Source organism: Vibrio penaeicida (genome assembly GCF_002933855.1).
Lineage (GTDB): Bacteria > Pseudomonadota > Gammaproteobacteria > Enterobacterales > Vibrionaceae > Vibrio > Vibrio penaeicida_A.
Genome location: NZ_BFAQ01000100.1, coordinates 1 through 2,088, shown reverse-complemented (window position 1 = coordinate 2,088; position 2,088 = coordinate 1). Strand labels below are relative to the sequence as shown.

The 2,088-nt window shown below is 43.6% G+C and carries 2 protein-coding genes; one reads left to right on the top strand and one right to left on the bottom strand.

What is annotated here, in order from left to right; genetic code table 11:
- Positions 1-120: 120 nt before the first annotated feature.
- Positions 121-1,572, top strand: a complete 1,452-nt coding sequence (locus tag VPNCDNU1_RS28650; RefSeq protein WP_104403530.1) for a right-handed parallel beta-helix repeat-containing protein — start codon at positions 121-123, stop codon at positions 1,570-1,572.
- Positions 1,573-1,671: 99 nt separating this feature from the next.
- Here VPNCDNU1_RS28650 and VPNCDNU1_RS28645 read toward each other — a convergent pair whose 3' ends face one another.
- Positions 1,672-2,025 carry a YciI family protein gene (locus VPNCDNU1_RS28645; RefSeq protein ID WP_104403529.1) on the bottom strand — a complete coding sequence of 118 codons (354 nt, stop codon included), beginning with the start codon at positions 2,023-2,025 and terminating at the stop codon, positions 1,672-1,674.
- Positions 2,026-2,088: the final 63 nt, after the last annotated feature.

The window sequence follows — 2,088 nt, the reverse complement described above, 5'->3', positions numbered from 1 at the left end:
TATTCAATACGGTCTTATTCTTTATATATTACGCACTGATATGGCTTTCGTAATGAGCTTATACTTAATTTCACTACGTGATTGTTTGACAAATTCAGATCGTAGATTTAGGAGCCAAATATGAACATTCATTTTTTCAGCAAGGTGTCCGCTTTACTTCTATTTAGCTCGTCAATACAAGCCTCCGGTCCTACAAGCGCCAATGTTATGGATTATGGTGCGATAGGCAATGGAATTGCGGACGACACTTCCGCATTTAATAACTGCCTAAGTAACAACCAAGTTTGCTGGGTAGAACCTGGGAAAGCTTTTAAGGTCGCTGATGTAAAAATGAACGAGGGTAACAGGCTAATCGGTTTTGGCAGCGTTCAATATGGAATGGTTAAATATCAAGGTACCTCTCCCTATGATGATGCATTAAGACCAGTATTAGTTGGCGGCAATGGTAACAGAACAGAACCCTCGGTTATTGACGCAAGCTACATCAGCGTAGGTGCAGGCATTGAAGGTATAACCATTGATTGTGGCAGCCACCAGATGAATGGGATATCAGGGGGCAGCAACCAGTTAACCATTCAAGACGTCACCATCGTGGGATGTAAAAGTGGGGTTGGTGGATCAGGTCAAAACACGAGCATAGACGATTACACAAGCAGCGCACATATAACCAACAGTACCTTCGGGGGTAACGAGATTGGGGTTGCAAACATTGTGGATTCATTTGTGGTAAACGCCGATTTCGCCAACAACTTGAATATCGGGTTGTACCTTGGGGCAGGCGCAAATGCGAATACCATTGTAAATTCTCGGTTTGAATGGAACGAAGGTCCCGGTATAAGTAGCTATGGCGGTACGGAACAAAATTCCATTTCGAACAGCTTCTTTGATCGTAACCAAGGAGCAGGAATCGAACTAATTGATGTGGAAAGCATGACCATCTCAAATAGTTCATTCAATCGAAATGGTAGTAACAATTACGCAGGAAGTGATGCTCAAATTGATCTGTACAATTCCAGCAATATCAGTTTCACAGGTAGCACCAGTTCCGTTGGGCAAGATGATGGCGGAACCGGTGTATTTACGCCTAAGTACATCATCGCTTATGGCGGTAATAACAAGAACATCTCCATTGCAGGAATGGCTACATCTGGAAAGTTCAGTAACTCCAATCCAAACGGTTCTTATACCGTTGCTCCTACCAAAGGGCAGGAACCTACAGAGGGATACAGTGTGGTGGGCGTGAACGATATCCCAGATACAAAACCTACCATCGGCGGTATTACTGCATACGCTGGTGGTGGACGTTCAAATGCCACACCTTTAACATCGACTGTCAATACCATTAGCACCGCAAGTGCGAACAATGCCTCGGTTAAATTGGCTAAATGTGTCATTGGTAGGCAACAAACAGTGGCTAACACCAGTAGCAAACCAGTTAAGGTATATGGAAGATCAAGCGATAAAATAAACGGCAACGCAGCCAATTCAGGTATTGTTCAAATTGAATACTCTATTGCGACCTACATTTGTGTAAGTAATAACAATTGGGCCCGAATGATGAGTAACGACTGAGTTAGGGTTTGAATGCAGTTAAGACTATGCACCAAGTGCCAACTTACTCGCTGGCACTTGGTGAATTTTTACAAACCATACTTGTCCGAACTATACAGCTTATCCACCCATTTCCATGATTTCTCGCACTTCGACCGAGCAACCAGGGTGATTAAAAATCGGACACGTCTTGGTGATTTCAACCGCTTCATCAAAGTTTTCCGCTTTCACAATAGAGTAACCAGAAACCAGTTCTTTAAACTCACTCGCAGCGATGTCGGTTACAAGGCCTGCAGAATCAACGCGTTTTCCGCCATAGTTAAGCGGGTCTCCCCCTTCGACTAACTGACCTTTTGCACCGAGGTTTTCCATCCAATCAGTCCATGCCTGCATAGCGGTTTCCATTTCTGCTGGTGTTGTATTTTGTGCCCACTCCGGATCCCCACCTACGTAAATCAACATGTAATTGCTCATTCTATTTCTCCTTGTTAAAAAACTTGTTGTTTGAACTAACTCATTATTGCTAGGGTCTGTTGA